A 17,109-nucleotide genomic window follows, 5' to 3' on the forward strand; every position below is an offset into this window, starting at 1 on the left:
CCATCCAAGCACGGCCGACGAGGCCGTCACGCGCTGTCCCGGAAGCGGGCCGAGAGCGCGTATCGCAGCAGCACCACGTCGTCCACCCGGCGTACGTCAGCGAGCTCGGCGGGATGTCCGGGCCCGAACGGGAACGCGCCGTCGTCGACGAACCGGCGCGCCCGCGAGTCGCCGACGAAGAACGGCGCGACCACGAGGTGCAGCTCATCGGCGAGGTCGTCGGCCAGGAACTGGGTGAGCACGGTGCCGCCGCCCTCGACCATGAGCCGGCCCACGCCGCGGTCGTGCAGGTCCTCGCTCAGCCGGCGCATCGAGACGCGCGGCCCGCCGCCGACGATCGTCGCGACCGCGCCGAGCCGGGTGCCGGCCGCGCCGACCCGGTCGTCGGGGCAGTAGACGAGCTTCTCGGACTCCCCGGTGGTGAAGAACCGGGCGGACGGGTCGAGCTCGGCGCCGCACGTCACGGTGACCTTGACCGGCGACGGCTTCAGCCCGCGCGCGACCCGCTCCTCGCGCCGCTCCGGGCAATGCACCAGGAGCCGGGGGTTGTCGCGACGGACCGTCGTCGCGCCGACCAGGATCGCGTCGCAGCCCGCGCGGACCTCGTCGACGCGGTCGAGGTCGGCCTCACCGGACAGCACCAGCCGCTCCGCACCGGCGCGGTCGAGGTAGCCGTCGAGCGACATCGCGCAGCTCAGCAGGGTGTACGGGCGCTCAGGCACGGACCACTCCCCTCGTCCAGAGGACGGCCCCGGGCAGGGTGGCCACCAGGGCCAGCACGCCGTAGAGCACGGCGACGGTGGCGCCCTGCGCGGCGCCGAGACCGGCCGTCGCGAACGCCGCCGCGGCCACGCCCTCGCGCGGACCCCAGCCGGCGACGTTGAGGGGTACGGCGGCCGCCAGCATCACCAGCAGGGCGAGCGGCAGCAGCTCGGTGAGCGGCGCGTCGGTGCCGGCTGCGCGGGCGGCGACGAGGAAGACGACGACATGCCCGGACGCTGCGACCAGCGAGGCTGCGACCACCACCGGCCACCGGGCCAGGGCGGCGACGATCGCCACCGCGAGCAGTGCCGACGCCCACGGCGCCGGGCCGACCAGCAGCACGGCGCCCGCCGCGACCGCCTGCACGACCTGGCCGGTCCCCCGGTCGGCCACCACCGGCAGCGCCCCGTGGCGGGCGGCCCGGTGCACGTCGCCGACGACTCCGCCGGGCAGGGTCGCGTTCAGGAACTGCGAGCGGTAGTAGGCCGCCACCGCCTCGCCCATCGGGACCTCGGCGCCCAGCCGGCGCGCGAGCACCCGCCAGCGCCACGCGCAGCACACGGTCGTGACGGCCGTGATCGCCACCGCGGCCGCCAGCGCCGCCGGACCGGCCGAGCGCACCGCGTCGACGAACGGCGCCGGGCCGACCCACCACACGACGGCCGCGAGGACGACCGCCCCGCCGAGCACCCGCAGCCGTCGACTCATCGCAGCGCCCCCAGGGCCGCAGCGACCAGCGCGGTCGTGCGCTCCCAGCCGGTCAACGTCTCGCGCCGGTCGCGGGCCGCGGCGCGGAGGCACGCGCGATGGTCGGGGTCGGTGAGCCAGGTGCGCAGCGCACCGGCGAGCGCGACCGCGTCTCCGGGCGGCACCAGCACGCCGGCGGCCCCGACGGCCTCGCGCACTCCCCCGACGTCGCTCGCGACGACCGGTACGCCGTGCGCGAGCGCCTCGGTCACGACCATGCCGTAGGTCTCGGCCCGCGAGGCGAGCACGAGCAGGTCGGCCTCGGCGTACGCCGCGTCGAGGTCGGCGCGGGACAGCGGTCCGGTCAGCCGGACGGCCGGCCCGAGCCCGGCCGCGAAGGCGGGCTCGATCGTGGTGGCCCCGACTCCGCGGCAGGTCCACGCCAGGTCGTCGAGCGTGGCGAGCGCTGCGGCGAGCACGTCGTACCCCTTGATCCGGGTGACGGCCCCGACGCTGAGCAGGGCGGCGCCGTCCGCGGACCCCGGCGCCAGCGGGGCGGCATCGACCCCGGGCTCGGCGACGAACACCCGGTCCGGAGCCAGTCCGTAGTGCTCGAGCAGCCACCCGCGGGTCCAGCGGCTGGTCGTCACGACGCCGGCTGCCGCGCGCAGCACCGCGCGCTCCCAGGGCTCCTCGCGCGGCGTGTGCACGAGCACGACGACCCGCAGGCGGTCGGTCTCGGCGAGCAGGTCGGCCGACGACAGCAGTCCGTCGACGAGGGCCACCGCCCCCTCGGGCACGGTCGCGGTCGTGGCGTGCTCGACGGCACCGAGTCCGTCGACCACCCGACGGTCGTAGACGTTCCCGCCGCTCGGCCGGGACGGGTCGTCGACGCCCTCGGGGCGCACCACGTGGACGGTCACAGCGACCTCTCGTAGCTCGCCCAGGCGACATGCGACTCGTGGAGGGTCACGACCAGGCGGGTCGCCGGGCCGAGCGCGGCCGCCCCCGCGGCGAGCCGGTCGGCGACGGTCCGGGCGAGCACCTCGGTCGTGGTGTTGGCGCCGGCGAGCCCGGGGTCGTCGTCGAGGTTGCGGTAGGTGAGCCCGCCCAGAACCTCGCGCAGCAGGTCGGTCGCCGCGCCGATGTCGAGCAGGATGCCGTCCGGGCCGAGCTCGGGCCCCGAGAACGCCGCGTCGACGACGTACGTCGCGCCGTGCAGGCGCTGCGCGGGACCGAAGACCTCGCCACGCAGGCTGTGCGCGATCATCATGTGGTCGCGCACGGTCACGGTGTACATGCGGGCTCCCCGGGATAGACGACGGTGTGGCAGAGGCCCGGCAGTCGCCCGGCCGCCAGCGCGGCCATCGTCGCGGGCAGGTCCGCGAAGTCGGACTCGCCGGTCAGCAGCGCGTCGAACGCCGGGTCGCGGAGCAGCCGCAGCGCCAGGGCGAGCCGGTCGGCGTGGCTGTGCCGGTGCCGGCGCGCGGGCGAGACCGCGCCCACCTGGCTGGCCCGCACCGCCAGCCGACGTACGTGGAACGCCCCGCCGAGCGAGAGCTGCACCCGCTGGTCGCCGTACCAGCTGAGGTCGAGCACGGTGCCCTCCGGAGCGAGCAGGTCGAGGGAGCGCTGGAGCCCGGCCGCGGTGGCGCTCGTGTGCACGACGGCGTCCAGGTCGCCCGGCGCCTCCTCCGGCGCCGCGAACGCGGCTCCCAGGGCGCGCGCCACGTCGGCGCGATCGGGGTCGACGTCGACGAGCGTCACCTCGACCTCCGGGATCCGGGCCAGCAGCCGCGCGACGCTGCACCCGACCATCCCGGCGCCCACGACCGCGACCCGGTCGCCGGGCAGGGGCCCCAGGTCCCAGACGGCGTTGAGCGCGGTCTCGACGGTGCCGGCCAGCACGGCCCGGCGGTCGGGCACCCCGTCGGGCACCGGGACGACCGCGTCGGCCGGGACGACGTACGCCGTCTGGTGCGGGTGCAGGCAGAACACCGTCCGGCCGCGCAGCTCCGTCGGGCCCGCCTCCACGCGCCCCACGGAGAGGTAGCCGTACTTGACCGGGGCGGGGAACCTGCCCGCCTGGAACGGCGCCCGCATCGCGTCGCGCTCCTCGGCCGGCACGCCGCCGCGGTGCACCAGCAGCTCCGTGCCTCGGCTGATGCCCGAGTGGAGGGAGCGCACCATCACCTCGCCGGTCCCGGGCTCGGGCAGGTCCTCCACGCGCAGCTCGCCCCGGCCGGGCTCGCGGAGCCAGTACGCCGTCGCGGTGCGCGTCTCGGTGAACCGGACCCGAGCCTGCGCCGTATGGCTGGTCACACCCCCAGACACGGAGGCGCGGTGGTCCGGGTTCAGCGTCCGGCAGACATCATCACCGGCACGCGTCTGGCCCTTGCCCTGGTCGTCGCGTTCGTGGGGCCGACCGAGCTCGGGCTGACGCTGGTCGCGATCGCGCTCGCGATGGACTGGGTCGACGGGCAGGTCGCGCGACGCACCGGCACCGCGAACCCGTTCGGGGCGCGGTTCGACATGGAGACCGACGCGTTCCTGATCGCAGTGCTGAGCGTCTACGCCGCCGCGGCGTACGGCTGGTGGGTGCTGCTGATCGGCGCCGCGCGCTACCTGCTCTGGCTCGCCGAGCGGGTCGCGCCGTGGCTGCGGCAGCCGGTGCCGCCGCGCTACTGGCGCAAGGTGGTCGCGGCCGTGCAGGGCATCGTGCTCGCCGTCGCGCTGTCCGGCCTGCTTCCCGACGTGGTCGCCTCGGCCGCGCTGGTGGTCGCGCTGGCGCTGCTCGCCGAGTCCTTCGGCCGGGACGTCTGGTGGCTCCGGCGCCGACGGGCCGACCCGGCCACGCCGTACCCGACCGGAGGCGGGCCCACCCTGGTCGCGATCGGCGTCGTCTGGGCGGCACTGCTGCTGCCGACCGGTCCCGCGGGGCTGGTGCGGCTGCCCGCCGAGGCGCTGCTGCTCGCCGGCGTCGCGCTGCTCCCCCGCGGCCGCCGGTTCGCCGCCACCGCCGTCGGGGTGCTGATCGCGGCGCTGGTCGTCGTGCACGCGATGGACCGGGGCTTCGAGACCTTCCTGGACCGGCCGTTCGACCCGCTCACCGACTGGCGCTACCTGGGCCCCGGCGTGGACGTGCTCGGCGACTCGATCGGCGACTCCGCCGCCTGGGCCACCGCGGCCGCGGCCGCGGTGCTGGTGCTGGCCCTGCTCGTCGCGCTCCCGCTCGCGACGGTCCGGGTCGCCGGCGTCCTCGCCCGGCACCGGCAGCCGACGCTGGCGCTCGGGGTCGCGTGCCTCCTCGCGCCGCTGCTGCCGATCGGGTCGACGGCCTCCAGCGGCCTGGCGTACGCCGAGGTGCGCCAGGTGCGCGCCGATCTCGCCGACCAGCGGGCGTTCGCGGCCCGGGTCGACGACGATCCCTGGGAGGATCCGCCGGCCCTCCGCGGCCTGCGCGGACGGGACGTGCTCGTGGTGTTCGTGGAGTCCTACGGGCGGGTCGCGCTCGACATGCCTCAGACGACGGCGGCCGTCGCCGCCGGGAGCCGCCGGCTCGACGACGCCGACTGGCGGACCCGCAGCGCCTACCTGACCTCGCCGACCTTCGGGGCCGCGAGCTGGCTGGCGCACGCGACCCTCCAGTCCGGCCTGTGGGTCGACAGCCAGCGCCGCTACGACCAGCTCATCGACGCGGACCGGACGACGCTGACCTCGGCGTTCGACGACGCCGGGTGGCGCACGGTGTTCGACGTACCCGCCAACACCAGGGACTGGCCCGAGGGACAGGCGTTCTACGGCTTCGACGACCTCTACGACTCGCGCAATGTCGGCTATCGCGGCCCGGACTTCGGCTACGCCCCGGTGCCGGACCAGTACACCCTGGCGACGTTCACCGCTCGTGAGCTCACCCCGACGGACCGGCCACCCACGTTCGCGGAGATCGACCTGGTCTCCAGCCACCACCCGTGGACACCACAGCCACCGCTGACGCCGTGGGACGAGGTCGGCGACGGCGCCGGGCTCCACCCGCCGCAGGAGACCCTGGACGACGTCCGCGCGAAGTACGACCGCAACATCGCCTACTCGCTGACCACCCTGGTCTCCTGGCTGGAGACGCAGCCGGACGACGACCTGGTGCTGCTGGTCCTCGGCGACCACCAGCCCCACTCCTACGTCACCGGGCCCGACCCCGGCCACGACGTGCCGGCGACCGTGATCGCCCGTGACCCGCGAGTGCTGCACCGGATCGACGGGTGGGGCTGGCGGCCCGGGCTCCGGCCGAGCGACGACGGCCCGGTGTGGCCGATGGACGACCTGCGGGACCGGCTCTTCGCGGCGTTCGAGGAGTAGGTCAGCCGGCGAGCTCGAACGCCGGCCGTCCGTCCGCGGTCTGGATCTCGACCGAAGCGATGTCGTCGCGGGCCAGCGACGTCGCGCCGCTGACCTGCATGGTCTTGCCGGGCAGCCCGGTCCAGGTGGCGACCTGCTGGGCGTCGCCGTCGATGGAGCGCACCACCAGCGCGTACGTCGGGGGCGGGCCGTGGTCGTAGTCCGGCGGCGCGTCCTCGCCACTGTCCCACCGGCACACCACGTCGAGCCGAGTGCCCCAGGCGACCGAGGTGAGGGCGACCGTGGCGACGTCGTCGCCGCCCGGTCGCACCGGGGTCATCTGCTGCGGCGGCGCGGTCGACGGCGTGGTGGCGCTGCTCGCGGGCGGGTCGGCCTGCGGGCCCGCCGTGCCGTCGTCGTCCGCCACGACCGCCACGACCACCGACGCCCCGGCGATCGCGGCCACCGCCGCCGCTGCGGCCAGGCCGACCACCCAACGGCGGCGCCGCTCGGTGCGCCGCGCCTCGTCGAGCAGCGCGGGCAGCAGGGTGTCGGGCAGCGGCTCGGGCGCCGGCGCGGACTCGACCACGTCCAGCGGCACCCGGGCGAGCAGGCCCGGCAGCCCGGCGATCTGGCCGACCGACCGGGCGCAGTCCGGGCAGGTCGCCAGGTGGCGCTCGAACGCCAGCCGCTCCGCCGGCGGCAGCGCGCCGAGCACGTAGGCGGCGTCGTCGTGGGTGAACTCGCAGCTGGTGGTCATGCCACGACCCCCATCTCCTCGAGCGCGAGCCGCAGCGCACGCAACGCGTAGTGCGTGCGCGACTTCACCGTGCCGGCGGGTACGCCGAGCCGCTCGGCCGCCTCGGCCACCGGCAGCCCGCGGTAGTAGCACTCGAGCAGCACCGAGCGGTGCTCGGCCGACAGCCGGGTCAGCGCCTCGGCGACGACCCAGGAGAGCAGCACCTGGTCGGTCTTGTCGGCCTCGCCGGCGCCGTCGGGCACGTCGGCGACCGTCACCTCGCTCTGCGAGCGCTTGGTCCGCCAGTCGTCGATCACGATGTTGCGTGCCACCTTGAACAGCCAAGCCCGGACGGATCCCTGGGCCTCGTCGAGGCTCTCCAGGCTGCGCCACGCGCGCAGCAGGGTCTCCTGGACCACGTCCTCCGCCCGCGCCCGGTCGTTGCCGGTCAGGCGGAGGCAGTAGCCCCACAACGCACCGGCGTGCTCGTCGTGCAGCCGCTGCATCAGGACGACCGGGCTCTCGGCCATCACCACCTCCCGCACCTCACACGGCCCACGGCGTGGTCCGGTTCAGCACGTGCCCATTCTCCGGGCTCAGGCGGCGTACTTCTCCTCGAGCGCGTCGGTGAGGAGGGTGACCAGCGCCTCGAGCTGGACGTCGATCGAGGTCGCGACCGTCTCGCCGGCGCCGTCGAGCGCCCGGGCAGCCAGGCCCGCCTTGCTGTCGATGAGCTCCGCGATCCGGGTGTCGATCGTCTGTGCGGCGATGATCCGCCACGCCGTGACCGGCATGGCCTGCCCGATGCGGTGCACCCGGTCGATGGCCTGGGTCTGCTCGGCGTCGGTCCACGAGAGCTCGGCGAGCACCAGGTTGGACGCGACCTGGAGGTTGATGCCGACGCCGGCCGCGGTGAGCGAGCAGACGATGATCTCGACCTCGGGGTCGTTGACGAAGTCGCTGATGTTCTGCTCGCGCGCCTTCGTCGTCTGGTCGCCGCGGATCGACGAGTAGCGGATGCCGCGGCGGGCGAACGTCTCCTCGGCGGTGTCCATGACGTCGATGTGCTTGGCGAAGAACACGACCTTGCCGACGTTCCTCGCGAGCTGGGCGGCGTAGTCGGCCGCGAGGCCGGCCTTCGCCTTGCCGATGTGGCGCATCATCGTGAAGACGTTCTCGCCGCTCGAGCTGTCGGTGTCCTCGCGCTCCCACGTCGCGACCTGGCGGACCAGCCCGTGGTCGATGCCGTCGACGACGCTGCCGGACTTGCGGGTGGCGAGCGCGGTCTCGTAGCGCTCGACGAGCCGGCGCGCGAGCTCGCGCTCGGCGTCGCGGATCGAGCGGCCGACCTCGTCGTCGAGCTCGACGGGCAGGTCCGCCACCCGGCGGGCCGGGATGTCGGCGGCGACGTCGACCTTGCGGCGACGCACGATGCCCATGTCGACCACGGCGCGGCGCGCGGCCGGGTAGAACGCGTGGTCGGCCGGCGTCAGGCCGGTCTCCTCGAGCGAGGCCATCAGCGTGTCGAGGGGCTTCTTGTCGTCGACCCAGCCGAGGAACTGCCAGATCGCCCGGAAGTCCTCGATGTCGTTGATCAGCGGCGTACCCGTCAGCGCCATCAGCAGCGGCCGGGCGGCCCGTTCGCGGATGCGCGCGGAGAGGTGCAGGACGTTCTGGGAGCGCTGCGAGGTCTTGTTCTTGATGAAGTGGGCCTCGTCGACCACCATCCCGCGGAAGCCGTGGTTGGCCATCCAGCCGACGTGGCGGTCGAGCACCTCGTAGTTGACGATGACGATGTCGGCGAACCCGTCGAGGTCGTAGCCGTCACCGTGGATGACGGTGGAGGTACGCCGCGGCGTCCACATGCTGGCCTCGCGCGCCCAGTTCATCTTGACGACGTTGGGGACCACGACGAGCAGCGGGAACGCGCCGGCGGCCTCCGCGGCCAGCAGCGACTGCGCGGTCTTGCCGAGGCCGGGCTCGTCGGCGAGCAGGAAGCTGCGGTGGCCGTGCCGGGCGGACTCGACGAGCTGCGCCTGGTGGCGCATCAGCTCGTGACCACCGGGCGCCTGGAGCGACTCCGGCTCCGGCAGGTCCATGCACGAGGTGGCGCCGGCGGCCGCGGTCTCGAACGACCGGAAGAGCGGGCCGAGGAGCTCCCAGGTGGCGAGCCGGTGGGTCAGCGGCCTGCGCTGCTCGGCGGCCGTGAAGTCGGGCACCAGGAAGGGGTTCGCGAGCTGGCGGGAGAGCACCGACTGGGGCACGACGCGACGCTCGGCGTTGGGGTCGAGCTCCGGCTCGACCTCGGGCTCGGGCTCCTCCTCGGCCTCGAGCCCGGCGGCGGCGATCATGTCCTTGCGCAGCGCCTTCGCCGAGTCGGAGACGGTCGCGTCCTCGGCGAGCAGTGCGAAGAGCGACGGCTCGCGGGCGGCGGTCTTGGCGAGGATCGTCGCGATGCCGTCGAGCCGCTTGAGCTGCTCGTTGCGCTGGGCGTCGGTCATCGCGGCGTCGGCCTTCACCCGCGCCCGCTCCTCGCGCGCCAGCAGGGCGACGACCTGGAACTTGCTGCGGATGCCGGGGACGTTCGAACGGCGCTCGACGGCGTTCTCGACCTCGCGCACGGCACGCGCGAGGATCGGGATGATCCCCTCGTTGTCGAGCGGGCGGCGTCGCCCGTTGCGCTGGCCGCCTCGCTGGGACGACCGGTTCGACGTACGGCGACTCGCCGTCTGCTGCTGGCCCTGTCGAGCCAAGAACCCTCCTCGAGTGACGGTCGCGGAGACGCGGATGGGTGTGGGTACACCCTCACGGCCCCGGGACCGGGACGAACGCGCGTCGTCGGACCTGCCCCCGACGGGGCCGCTCCCCTGACGCGATTCGGTCGGCGTGTCCCCCACGCGACCATTGAGAAACGCGGCCCGATCGGGCCGACGTCCCACCCACTGTAGCGCGCAAACCCCGCCGCGCGTGAGTCAGACCGTGAAGTCCACTCCCTGGGCGAGCGGGAGCTCGCCGGAGAAGTTGATCGTGTTGGTCGCGCGACGCATGTAGGCACGCCAGGCGTCCGACCCGGACTCGCGGCCGCCGCCCGTCTCCTTCTCCCCGCCGAACGCCCCGCCGATCTCGGCGCCGGACGTGCCGATGTTGACGTTGACGATGCCGCAGTCGGAGCCCTCGGCCGACACGAACAGCTCCGCCTCGGCCACGTCGGAGGTGAACACGCACGACGACAGCCCCTGGGGCACGGCGTTGTTGAGCGCGATCGCGTCGGCGAAGTCGTCGTACGGCATCACGTAGAGCAGCGGCGCGAACGTCTCGCGGGCGACCACGCCGGCCTGCTCCTTCATCCGCACCACGGCGGGCTCGGCGTAGAAGGCGTCCGGCGCGAGGTCCGCGTGGGCCCGGCCTCCGCCGACCACGACCTCCCCGCCGTCGGCCCTCGCCTCCTCGAGGGCGGCCGTCATCGCGTCGTACGAGCGCCGATTGACCAGCGGCCCCACGAGCGTGCCCTCGGTCATCGGGTTGCCGATCGGGAGCCGGCCGTACGCCGCCTCGAGCCGGTCGGTGAGCTCGTCGACGACGCTCGTGTGCGCGATGACGCGGCGCATCGTCGTGCAACGCTGGCCGGCGGTGCCGGCGGCGGCGAAGACGATGCCGCGGACGGCGAGGTCGAGGTCGGCGCTGCCCGTCACCACGGCCGCGTTGTTGCCGCCGAGCTCGAGCAGGGAGCGGCCGAACCGCTCGGCCACCCGCGGGCCGACCGCGCGGCCCATCCGGGTCGAGCCGGTGGCGCTGAGCAGCGCGATGCCGTCGTGGTCGACGAGCGCCTGCCCGACGTCGGGGCCGCCGAGGACGACCTGCGACAGCGCGTCCGGCGCGCCCTGCTCGGCGATCGCCCGCGTCAGGGTGGCCTGGCACGCCAGCGCCGTCAGCGGGGTGAGCTCGGAGGGCTTCCAGACGACCGGGTCGCCGCAGACGAGCGCGATGGCGGTGTTCCACGACCAGACCGCCGCCGGGAAGTTGAACGCGGAGATCACGCCGACGACGCCGAGCGGGTGCCACGTCTCCATCAGCCGGTGGCCCGGGCGCTCGGACGGCATGGTCCGCCCGTAGAGCTGGCGCGAGAGACCGACCGCGAAGTCGCAGATGTCGATCATCTCCTGGATCTCGCCGCGCGCCTCGGACGTGATCTTCCCGGCCTCGATGCTCACCAGCGTCGCGAGGTCGTCCTTGTGCTCGCTGAGCAGCTCGGCCCAGCGCTTCACCAGCCCGCCGCGGGCGGGCGCCGGCACCTTCCGCCAGGCCCGGAACGCCTCCCCCGCCCGGCCGACCGTTTCGTCGACGTACACCGCGTCCCGCCACGTCAGCGACGCGACCCCCTGCCCGTTGATCGGCGACGCGGAGGTGACGTCGCCGGTCAGCGCCTCGACGTCGACACCGCAGCGGCGCGCGGTCTCGAGGGCCAGCGCGGACAGCTCGGACTGGGACGGGATGGTGGTCATGGTGCTGTTCCTACAGCATCAGGCTCCACGTCTGCCCGACGAGGTCGTGGCCGAAGCTGTGGTGCGGCTCCTCGGCCACCAGCCGGAACCCTGCGGCCTCGTAGATCCGGCGGGCCGAGGCCAGCACGTCGTTGGTCCAGAGGTCGACGCGCGCGTAGCCGGCGGCCCGCGCGAACGCCAGGCACTCCTCGACGAGCCGACCGCCGAGACCGAGCCCGCGCGCCTTCGGGGTGACCAGCAGGATGCGCAGCCTTGCGGCTCCGTCGTCCCCCTCGTCGCCCCGGACGAGAACGATGCAGCCGGCGCGCTCGCCGTCCACCTCGGCGACCCAGGCCGCCTCGCGCGCCGGGTCGTGGTCGGCGGCGTACTCGCCGACGATCCGGGCGACCAGCGCCTCGAAGTCGGTGTCCCACCCGAACTGCTCGGCGTACACCTCGCCGTGGGCCATCACGACCCACCCCAGGTCGCCCGGCCGGTCCGCGCGTCGTACGACGACCCCTGCCATCACACCTCCAACTGAAACGACTGTTTCAGTATGCTAGTGCCGTGACCGCCTCGGACGCCACCCCCTCCGCCCGACAGCTCGAGCTGCTGGAGGCGGCGTACTCGTACGTCCTCGAGCACGGCCTGGCCGACCTGTCGCTGCGGCCGCTCGCGGCGGCGATCGGCTCGAGCCCGCGGGTGCTGCTCTTCCTGTTCGGCAGCAAGGACGGCCTGGTGCGGGCGCTGCTCGCCCGCGCCCGCACCGACGAGGTCGCGCTGCTCGGCCGGCTCGACGACCCCGGCGACCTCGCGTCGGCCGGCGGGCAGGTCTGGTCGTGGCTGTCGGCGCCCGAGCACCGGCCGCTGCTCCGGCTCTGGGCCGAGGCCTACGCCCGGTCGCTGGTGGAGCCCGACGGCGCCTGGGCCGGGTTCGCGGCCGCGACCGTGCGCGACTGGCTGGCCGTGCTCGCCGCCCACCAGCCCGAGACGGAGCGGGACACCGACGCGGGCCTCGTGCACCGTACGGCCGTGCTCGCGGTGCTCCGCGGCGGCCTGCTCGACCTGCTGGCCACCGACGACGAGCCTCGCGTCACGGCCGCAGTGCACGCAACGTTGAATCGAGAGTTGTGACGGTTGAATCGAGAGTTGTGACGGTTGAATCGAGAGTTCTGGCCACCGAAAGTCCGGAGTCAACTGGCAGAAGTCCCGATTCGACCTTCACACGATGTTGAGCTCCGGGCGTACGCCGGCGCCGAACCGCTCGACCGAGAGGCCGGCGACGTCGACGGGAGGAGTGCGGCCGAGCACCAGGTCGCGCACCACCTCACCGATCGCCGGCCCCATCAGGAAGCCGTGGCCGGAGAAGCCGGTGGCGTAGAGGAACCGCGAGACCCCGGCGGCCTCGCCGACCAGTGCGTTGTGGTCGGGCGTCATCTCGTAGAGCCCGGCCCAGCCGGACGCGATGCCGACGTCGGCGAGCGCGGGCACCCGGCGCTCGATGGCCGAGCCGAGGCGCGGGAGCCAGGCGTCGGAGCGGGCCACGTCGAAGCCGGGCTGCTCGTCGGGGTCGGACATGCCGAGCAGCAGGCCGGGTCCCTCGAGGTGGAAGTAGAGGCTGGTGCCGAAGTCGATGGTGAACGGCGTCGCCGGGTCGAGCCCCGGCATCGGCGAGGTGGTGAGGATCTGTCGCCGCAGCGGCGTGACCGGCAGGTCGACGCCGGCCATCTCCCCCACCGCCCGCGACCATGCGCCGGCGGCGCAGACGACCGTGTCGGTCTCGATCCGGCCAGCCGACGTCGCCACCGACCGCACCGCACCGTCGACGACCTCGATGCCCGTCGCCGCGCAGTGGGCGATGACGCGGGCGCCGGCGCGACGCGCCCCCGCGGCGTACCCGAGCACGACCGACTCGGGCGTGCAGTGGCCGTCGTCGGGCGACCAGGCGGCGGCGAGGATCCCGTCGAGCGAGACCAGCGGCGACAGCGCCCCGGCCTCCCGCGCAGAGACCATCCCGCTGGGCACGCCGAGCGAGTTCTGGAGCGCGACGGCCGCCTCGAACGCCGCGACGTGCCCGGGGTCGTCGAGCAGGAAGAGGTAGCCCGACCGCTGGAGGTCGATGTCCTGTCCGAGCTCGTCGGGGAACCGTTCGAAGGCCTTCAGGCTGCGCAGTCCGAGCTCGATGTTGACCGGGTCGGAGAACATCGCCCGCACCCCGCCGGCCGCCTTGCACGTCGACCCGGAGCCGAGGCTGTCGCGCTCGAGCACCACGACGTCGGGCACGCCGGCCCGGGCCAGGTGGTACGCCGCGCTCAGCCCCATCACCCCGCCGCCGACGACGACCACCAAGGCGCGCGTCGGCACCTCAGCCACCGCAGAGCCCCCGTGCCGCCTCGACGATCTCGTCCTCGGTCACCAGCACCAGCCGCGCCGCGGGTCCGAGCGGCACGTAGGAGTCCGTGCTCGCGACGCGGCCGATCCGGCCGCGGTAGCCGCGCTCGACCAGCGCGGTCACCACGCCCTCGCCGACGCCGCCCGACCGCCGGGTCTCGTCGACGACCAGCACCCGGTCGAAGTCGGCGGCGTACGCCGCGAGCTCGTCGACCGGCAGCGGCGCGACCCAGCGCAGGTCGAGCACGGTGGCGCCGATCCGGTCGTGCGAGAGGGTGCGGGCCGCGCGCAGCGACATGGGGACGCCGTTGCCGAACGTCACGACCAGCAGGTCTTCGCCGTCGCCGTGGGCGCGCGGTCCGCGGGGCGTCCCCGCGGCGTACCGCGCGGTCCACAGCCCGTCGCCCGGCTCGTGCAGGTCCCGCGCGTGGTAGAGCGCGATCGGCTCCACCATCACGCAGACCCGGCCGTCGAGCTCCGCGAGCTCGGCGCACTCGCGGAGCAGCAGCGGCGCGTCGGCGGGATGGCTCGGCACGCACACGACCAGCCCGGGGATGTCGCGGAGCACGGCGAGCGAGTTGTCGTTGTGGAAGTGGCCGCCGAACCCCTTCTGGTAGGCGAGCCCCGGGATCCGCACGACCATCGGGTTGCGGTAGCGCCCGTCGGAGAAGAACGCAAGCGACGCGGCCTCGCCGCGGAGCTGGTCCTCGGCGTTGTGGAGGTAGGCGAGGTACTGGATCTCCGGCACCGGCAGCAGCCCGGCCAGCGACGCGCCGAGCGCCGTGCCGAGGATCGTCTGCTCGTCGAGGAGCGTGTCCATCACCCGCAGGCCGCCGAACCGCTTCCGCAGCCCGCGAGTCACGCCGTACACACCGCCCTTGACGCCGACGTCCTCGCCGAGCACGAGCGCGTGCGGGCGCTCCTCCAGCAGCTCCGCGAGGGCGCCGTTGATCGCCTGGGCGAGGGTCAGCGACCCCTCCGGCGGAGCACCCGTCGGCCGCCGGGGCGGTGCCGGCCGCGTCTCGGGCCGGTGCAGCGGGCGCACGACCTCGCCGCGCGACGCGAGCCGACGCTCGCCGATGACCGACTTCGCCTCGTCCATCACCGCGGCGCGGGTGCGCTCGTACGTCTCGAGCACCTCGTCGGGCGTGCAGACACCGGTCTCGACGAGGTACGCCGCGGTCGCCAGCAGCGGGTCGCGCTCGTGGTCGCGGGCGATCTCGGCGCTGGTGCGGTAGCCCAGCTCGACGTCGGAGCCGGCATGCCCGAGAAAGCGCACCGTGCGGAGGTGCAGCAGCACCGGCCGCCGCCGCTCCCGCACGTGGTCGACCGCGGCCTCCACGTCGGCGAGCAGCCGGTCGGGGCGCGGCGACGCGGCCTCGACGTACTCACAGCCGGGGAGCCGACGCAGCGTCGCCTCGAGCCAGCCGGCCGGCGTGCGCGTGCTGATGCCGAGGCCGTTGTCCTCGACCACGACGAGGAGCGGCAGGTCGAGGCCGCGGTGGGTGAGGTACGCCGCGGCGTTGAGCGCGCCCTGGGCCGTCGAGTGGTTGACCGAGGCGTCGCCGAGTGACGTCACGACGATGGCGTCCTCCGGCCAGCGGCGCTGCGGCGCGAGGTCGGCGAGGTTGCCGAGCGCGAACGCGAGGCCGACCGCCCGGGGCAGGTGGGAGGCGATCGTGGAGGTCTGCGGGATCACGTGCAGGTCCGGGTGCCCGAACACCTTGTGGCGACCACCCGCGATCGGGTCGGCCGCCGCGGCGGTGAGGCCGAGGAGCACGTCGCGGACGGGCGTGGTCGCGGCGTCGGGGCGCTCGGCCGCGTTGCGGGCGGCGCGGGCGGCGTAGAAGCCGCCGGACCGGTAGTGCAGCAGCGCCGGGTCGTCGACGCGGGTGAGCATCCCGAGCGCCGCGTTGGCCTCGTGCCCGGCCGAGCCGATCGTGTAGAAGCCCTCCCCCTGCGCCTGCAGCCAGCGCGCGGCGAGATCGAGGTGACGGCTCTGTGCCTGGGCCTCGAACAGGACGAGCGCGCGCGCCTGATCGGCCTCCTCTGCGACCCCCGGCCGCAGCGCGCGCACGCGCTCGAGGAAGTGCTCGTCGATCGCCTCCGGCATCCGCGTCCTCCCGTCTCGGCCCCGCTCGGACCACTCTTCCACCGGGAGGTCGGACCGAGGGTTGCGACACGTTCTGACAAGATCTGTCATCTTCGGTCACAATGTGTGTCATGCGCGACGATCTCCTCGAGCTCTGCCGGACCATCGACCTGTCGATCCTGGGCGACCGGGTCCGCTCCACGCGCCTGCGCGCGGGGCTGACGCAGGCCCAGGTCGCGGGCGATGCCGTCTCGGTCGGCTACGTCTCCCGGATCGAGAGCGGCCAGCGCCGCCCCGACGCCCAGCTCCTCGAGACCATCGCCGGCGCCCTCGGCGTCAGCGCCGAGGAGCTCCTCGTCGGCGTCTCCCCCGACCGGCTCACCGAGCTCCGGGTCGAGCTGGACCATGCCCAGATCGCCCTGGCGACCGGCTCGACCGAGCAGGCGCTCGAGATCGTGGGCCGGATCCTCGCCGACCCGGCCGTCGAGAACGTGCCCGACCTCGAGCGCGAGGCGTCCTACCTGCGGGCGAACGTGCTCGAGGTGTCCGGCGACGTGCCCGGAGCCATCATCGCGCTGGAGGACCTGGCCGAGAGGGCGCCGCGGGACCTGACCTGGCTCGGCGGACAGACCGCGCTGTGCCGCTGCTACCGGGAGTCCGGGGAGCTCGGCCGGGCCATCGAGGTCGGCACCCAGGCGTCGCGTTTCGTCGAGGAGCACGGACTGACCGGGCTCGACGAGGCTGTGCGCGTGACGCTCTCCCTCGCGGCGGCGTACGTCGAGCAGGGTGACGTCGACTACGCGGCACGGATGTGCCGACGCGTCATCGAGCGCGCCGAGGACGCGAGCTCGCCGGTGGCGAAGGCCTCGGCGTACTGGAACCTCTCGATCATCGAGTCGATGCGCGGCAACGCCGACCTCGCGCTGCCGATGACCCGGCGAGCCCTTGCCGTGCTCGAGGCCGCCGGCGACGCACGCAACATCGCCCGCCTGCGGACCGAGCTCGGCATCCAGCAGCTGCTGGTCGACCCGCCGGAGCCCGTCGAGGCCCTCGACCTGCTGACCAGTGCCGCCCTGGAGATGGAGGTCGCGGGCGCACTGCCGGGCGACCTGGCCGACAACCGCCTGGCGCAGGCTCGGGCCCGGTTCCTACTCGGCGACATCGATGCCGCGCGGGCGCAGGCGACGGAGACCGCCCAAGCCGCGCGCGCCAGCACACCGATCGTTGCCGCGAACGGGTACGCCCTGCTGGGGCAGATCGCAGTCAACGACGGCGACCGCGCGGTGGCGCACAGCCACTTCCAGGAGGCCGTGCTCGTGCTCAGCGGACTGGGCGCCGACCGATCGGCCGCCCAGCTCTGGTTCGAGCTCGCGGGTCTCCTCGAGAGCGTCGGGGACGCCACGGGGGCGCTCGACGCCTACCGGCGCGCCGCCGCGGCCACCGGCCTGGTGGCACCAGCAGTGCGCCTCACGCAGCCGCAGTCAAGCTCCTGACGGCGGCCGGATCTCAGCTCGAGATCAGCAGCACCAACGGTGTGCCGAGGTCGCCTGCGCAGAATCTGCCGCGGCCGCCTGTACGGCTCCCCCGAACCCGACCAGCGACAGCACCGCGACGACTCCGAC

General features: G+C 74.3%; 15 protein-coding genes. 3 read left to right on the plus strand and 12 right to left on the minus strand.

Annotated elements, in window-relative coordinates; genetic code table 11:
- Nucleotides 1–26 precede the first annotated feature (26 nt).
- Genes ACFQQI_RS16980 through ACFQQI_RS17000 form a run of 5 tightly spaced genes read right to left on the minus strand, consistent with a single transcriptional unit; the run spans nt 27 to nt 3,771 of the window.
- A complete protein-coding gene (locus ACFQQI_RS16980) occupies nt 27–722 on the minus strand; it encodes a RibD family protein (protein ID WP_378565986.1) in 696 nt (231 codons plus the stop codon).
- Nucleotides 715–1,470, minus strand: a complete 756-nt coding sequence (locus ACFQQI_RS16985; protein ID WP_378565989.1) for a lysylphosphatidylglycerol synthase domain-containing protein — start codon at nt 1,468–1,470, stop codon at nt 715–717. The genes ACFQQI_RS16980 and ACFQQI_RS16985 overlap by 8 nt, the downstream gene beginning before the upstream one ends.
- Nucleotides 1,467–2,372: a glycosyltransferase family 4 protein gene (locus ACFQQI_RS16990; protein ID WP_378565992.1), complete on the minus strand. Its 906-nt coding sequence runs from the start codon at nt 2,370–2,372 to the stop codon at nt 1,467–1,469. Before ACFQQI_RS16990 ends, ACFQQI_RS16985 begins: the two co-directional genes overlap by 4 nt.
- Nucleotides 2,369–2,749, minus strand: coding sequence for a 6-pyruvoyl tetrahydropterin synthase family protein (locus ACFQQI_RS16995; RefSeq protein ID WP_378565995.1), 381 nt, complete (start codon nt 2,747–2,749; stop codon nt 2,369–2,371). The genes ACFQQI_RS16990 and ACFQQI_RS16995 overlap by 4 nt, the downstream gene beginning before the upstream one ends.
- Complete coding sequence (locus tag ACFQQI_RS17000; protein WP_378565998.1) at nt 2,737–3,771, minus strand: 3-hydroxyacyl-CoA dehydrogenase NAD-binding domain-containing protein; 1,035 nt, start codon at nt 3,769–3,771, stop codon at nt 2,737–2,739. Before ACFQQI_RS17000 ends, ACFQQI_RS16995 begins: the two co-directional genes overlap by 13 nt.
- A 21-nt stretch (nt 3,772–3,792) precedes the next feature.
- Between ACFQQI_RS17000 and ACFQQI_RS17005 the strand changes: the two genes are divergently transcribed.
- The gene (locus ACFQQI_RS17005) at nt 3,793–5,805 is read left to right on the plus strand and encodes a CDP-alcohol phosphatidyltransferase family protein (protein WP_378566001.1); all 2,013 of its coding nucleotides are present in this window, start codon (nt 3,793–3,795) and stop codon (nt 5,803–5,805) included.
- Nucleotide 5,806: 1 nt separating this feature from the next.
- Here ACFQQI_RS17005 and ACFQQI_RS17010 read toward each other — a convergent pair whose 3' ends face one another.
- The 5 genes from ACFQQI_RS17010 to ACFQQI_RS17030 all read right to left on the minus strand — a co-directional run bounded on the left by ACFQQI_RS17010 (nt 5,807) and on the right by ACFQQI_RS17030 (nt 11,530).
- Nucleotides 5,807–6,544: an anti-sigma factor family protein gene (locus ACFQQI_RS17010; protein WP_378566004.1), complete on the minus strand. Its 738-nt coding sequence runs from the start codon at nt 6,542–6,544 to the stop codon at nt 5,807–5,809.
- Nucleotides 6,541–7,053, minus strand: coding sequence for a sigma-70 family RNA polymerase sigma factor (locus ACFQQI_RS17015; RefSeq protein WP_378566007.1), 513 nt, complete (start codon nt 7,051–7,053; stop codon nt 6,541–6,543). Before ACFQQI_RS17015 ends, ACFQQI_RS17010 begins: the two co-directional genes overlap by 4 nt.
- Before the next feature lie 66 nt (nt 7,054–7,119).
- Nucleotides 7,120–9,276 carry a DEAD/DEAH box helicase gene (locus tag ACFQQI_RS17020; protein WP_378566010.1) on the minus strand — a complete coding sequence of 719 codons (2,157 nt, stop codon included), beginning with the start codon at nt 9,274–9,276 and terminating at the stop codon, nt 7,120–7,122.
- A gap of 219 nt (nt 9,277–9,495) precedes the next feature.
- Nucleotides 9,496–11,025, minus strand: coding sequence for an aldehyde dehydrogenase family protein (locus ACFQQI_RS17025; protein ID WP_378566013.1), 1,530 nt, complete (start codon nt 11,023–11,025; stop codon nt 9,496–9,498).
- Nucleotides 11,026–11,035: 10 nt separating this feature from the next.
- A complete protein-coding gene (locus ACFQQI_RS17030) occupies nt 11,036–11,530 on the minus strand; it encodes a GNAT family N-acetyltransferase (RefSeq protein WP_378566016.1) in 495 nt (164 codons plus the stop codon).
- A gap of 41 nt (nt 11,531–11,571) precedes the next feature.
- Between ACFQQI_RS17030 and ACFQQI_RS17035 the strand changes: the two genes are divergently transcribed.
- Nucleotides 11,572–12,138, plus strand: a complete 567-nt coding sequence (locus tag ACFQQI_RS17035; protein ID WP_378566019.1) for a TetR/AcrR family transcriptional regulator — start codon at nt 11,572–11,574, stop codon at nt 12,136–12,138.
- Nucleotides 12,139–12,225: 87 nt separating this feature from the next.
- Here the strand turns inward: ACFQQI_RS17035 and ACFQQI_RS17040 are convergent, their stop codons facing one another.
- Both ACFQQI_RS17040 and ACFQQI_RS17045 read right to left on the minus strand, forming a co-directional pair.
- Nucleotides 12,226–13,377, minus strand: coding sequence for an NAD(P)/FAD-dependent oxidoreductase (locus ACFQQI_RS17040; RefSeq protein ID WP_378566022.1), 1,152 nt, complete (start codon nt 13,375–13,377; stop codon nt 12,226–12,228).
- On the minus strand, nt 13,370–15,508 hold the full coding sequence (locus ACFQQI_RS17045; protein ID WP_378566025.1) for a transketolase C-terminal domain-containing protein: 2,139 nt from the start codon (nt 15,506–15,508) through the stop codon (nt 13,370–13,372). Before ACFQQI_RS17045 ends, ACFQQI_RS17040 begins: the two co-directional genes overlap by 8 nt.
- A 110-nt stretch (nt 15,509–15,618) precedes the next feature.
- Between ACFQQI_RS17045 and ACFQQI_RS17050 the strand changes: the two genes are divergently transcribed.
- Nucleotides 15,619–16,980 (plus strand): helix-turn-helix domain-containing protein, encoded by a 1,362-nt coding sequence (locus ACFQQI_RS17050; protein ID WP_378566028.1) that lies wholly within the window; start codon nt 15,619–15,621, stop codon nt 16,978–16,980.
- The last annotated feature ends 129 nt before the right edge of the window (nt 16,981–17,109 follow it).

Origin of the sequence: Nocardioides sp. GCM10030259 (assembly GCF_042666375.1) — a bacterium.
Taxonomy (GTDB): Bacteria; Actinomycetota; Actinomycetes; order Propionibacteriales; family Nocardioidaceae; genus Nocardioides.

Bases quoted from the DNA above. Each gene is read 5' to 3' on its own strand.
- ACFQQI_RS17010 (WP_378566004.1), bottom strand. From the start codon at position 6,544: ATGACCACCAGCTGCGAGTTCACCCACGACGACGCCGCCTACGTGCTC.
- ACFQQI_RS17050 (WP_378566028.1), top strand. From the start codon at position 15,619: ATGCGCGACGATCTCCTCGAGCTCTGCCGGACCATCGACCTGTCGATC.
- ACFQQI_RS16985 (WP_378565989.1), bottom strand. From the start codon at position 1,470: ATGAGTCGACGGCTGCGGGTGCTCGGCGGGGCGGTCGTCCTCGCGGCC.
- ACFQQI_RS17025 (WP_378566013.1), bottom strand. From the start codon at position 11,025: ATGACCACCATCCCGTCCCAGTCCGAGCTGTCCGCGCTGGCCCTCGAG.
- ACFQQI_RS17015 (WP_378566007.1), bottom strand. From the start codon at position 7,053: ATGGCCGAGAGCCCGGTCGTCCTGATGCAGCGGCTGCACGACGAGCAC.
- ACFQQI_RS17030 (WP_378566016.1), bottom strand. From the start codon at position 11,530: ATGGCAGGGGTCGTCGTACGACGCGCGGACCGGCCGGGCGACCTGGGG.
- ACFQQI_RS16995 (WP_378565995.1), bottom strand. From the start codon at position 2,749: ATGTACACCGTGACCGTGCGCGACCACATGATGATCGCGCACAGCCTG.
- ACFQQI_RS17045 (WP_378566025.1), bottom strand. From the start codon at position 15,508: ATGCCGGAGGCGATCGACGAGCACTTCCTCGAGCGCGTGCGCGCGCTG.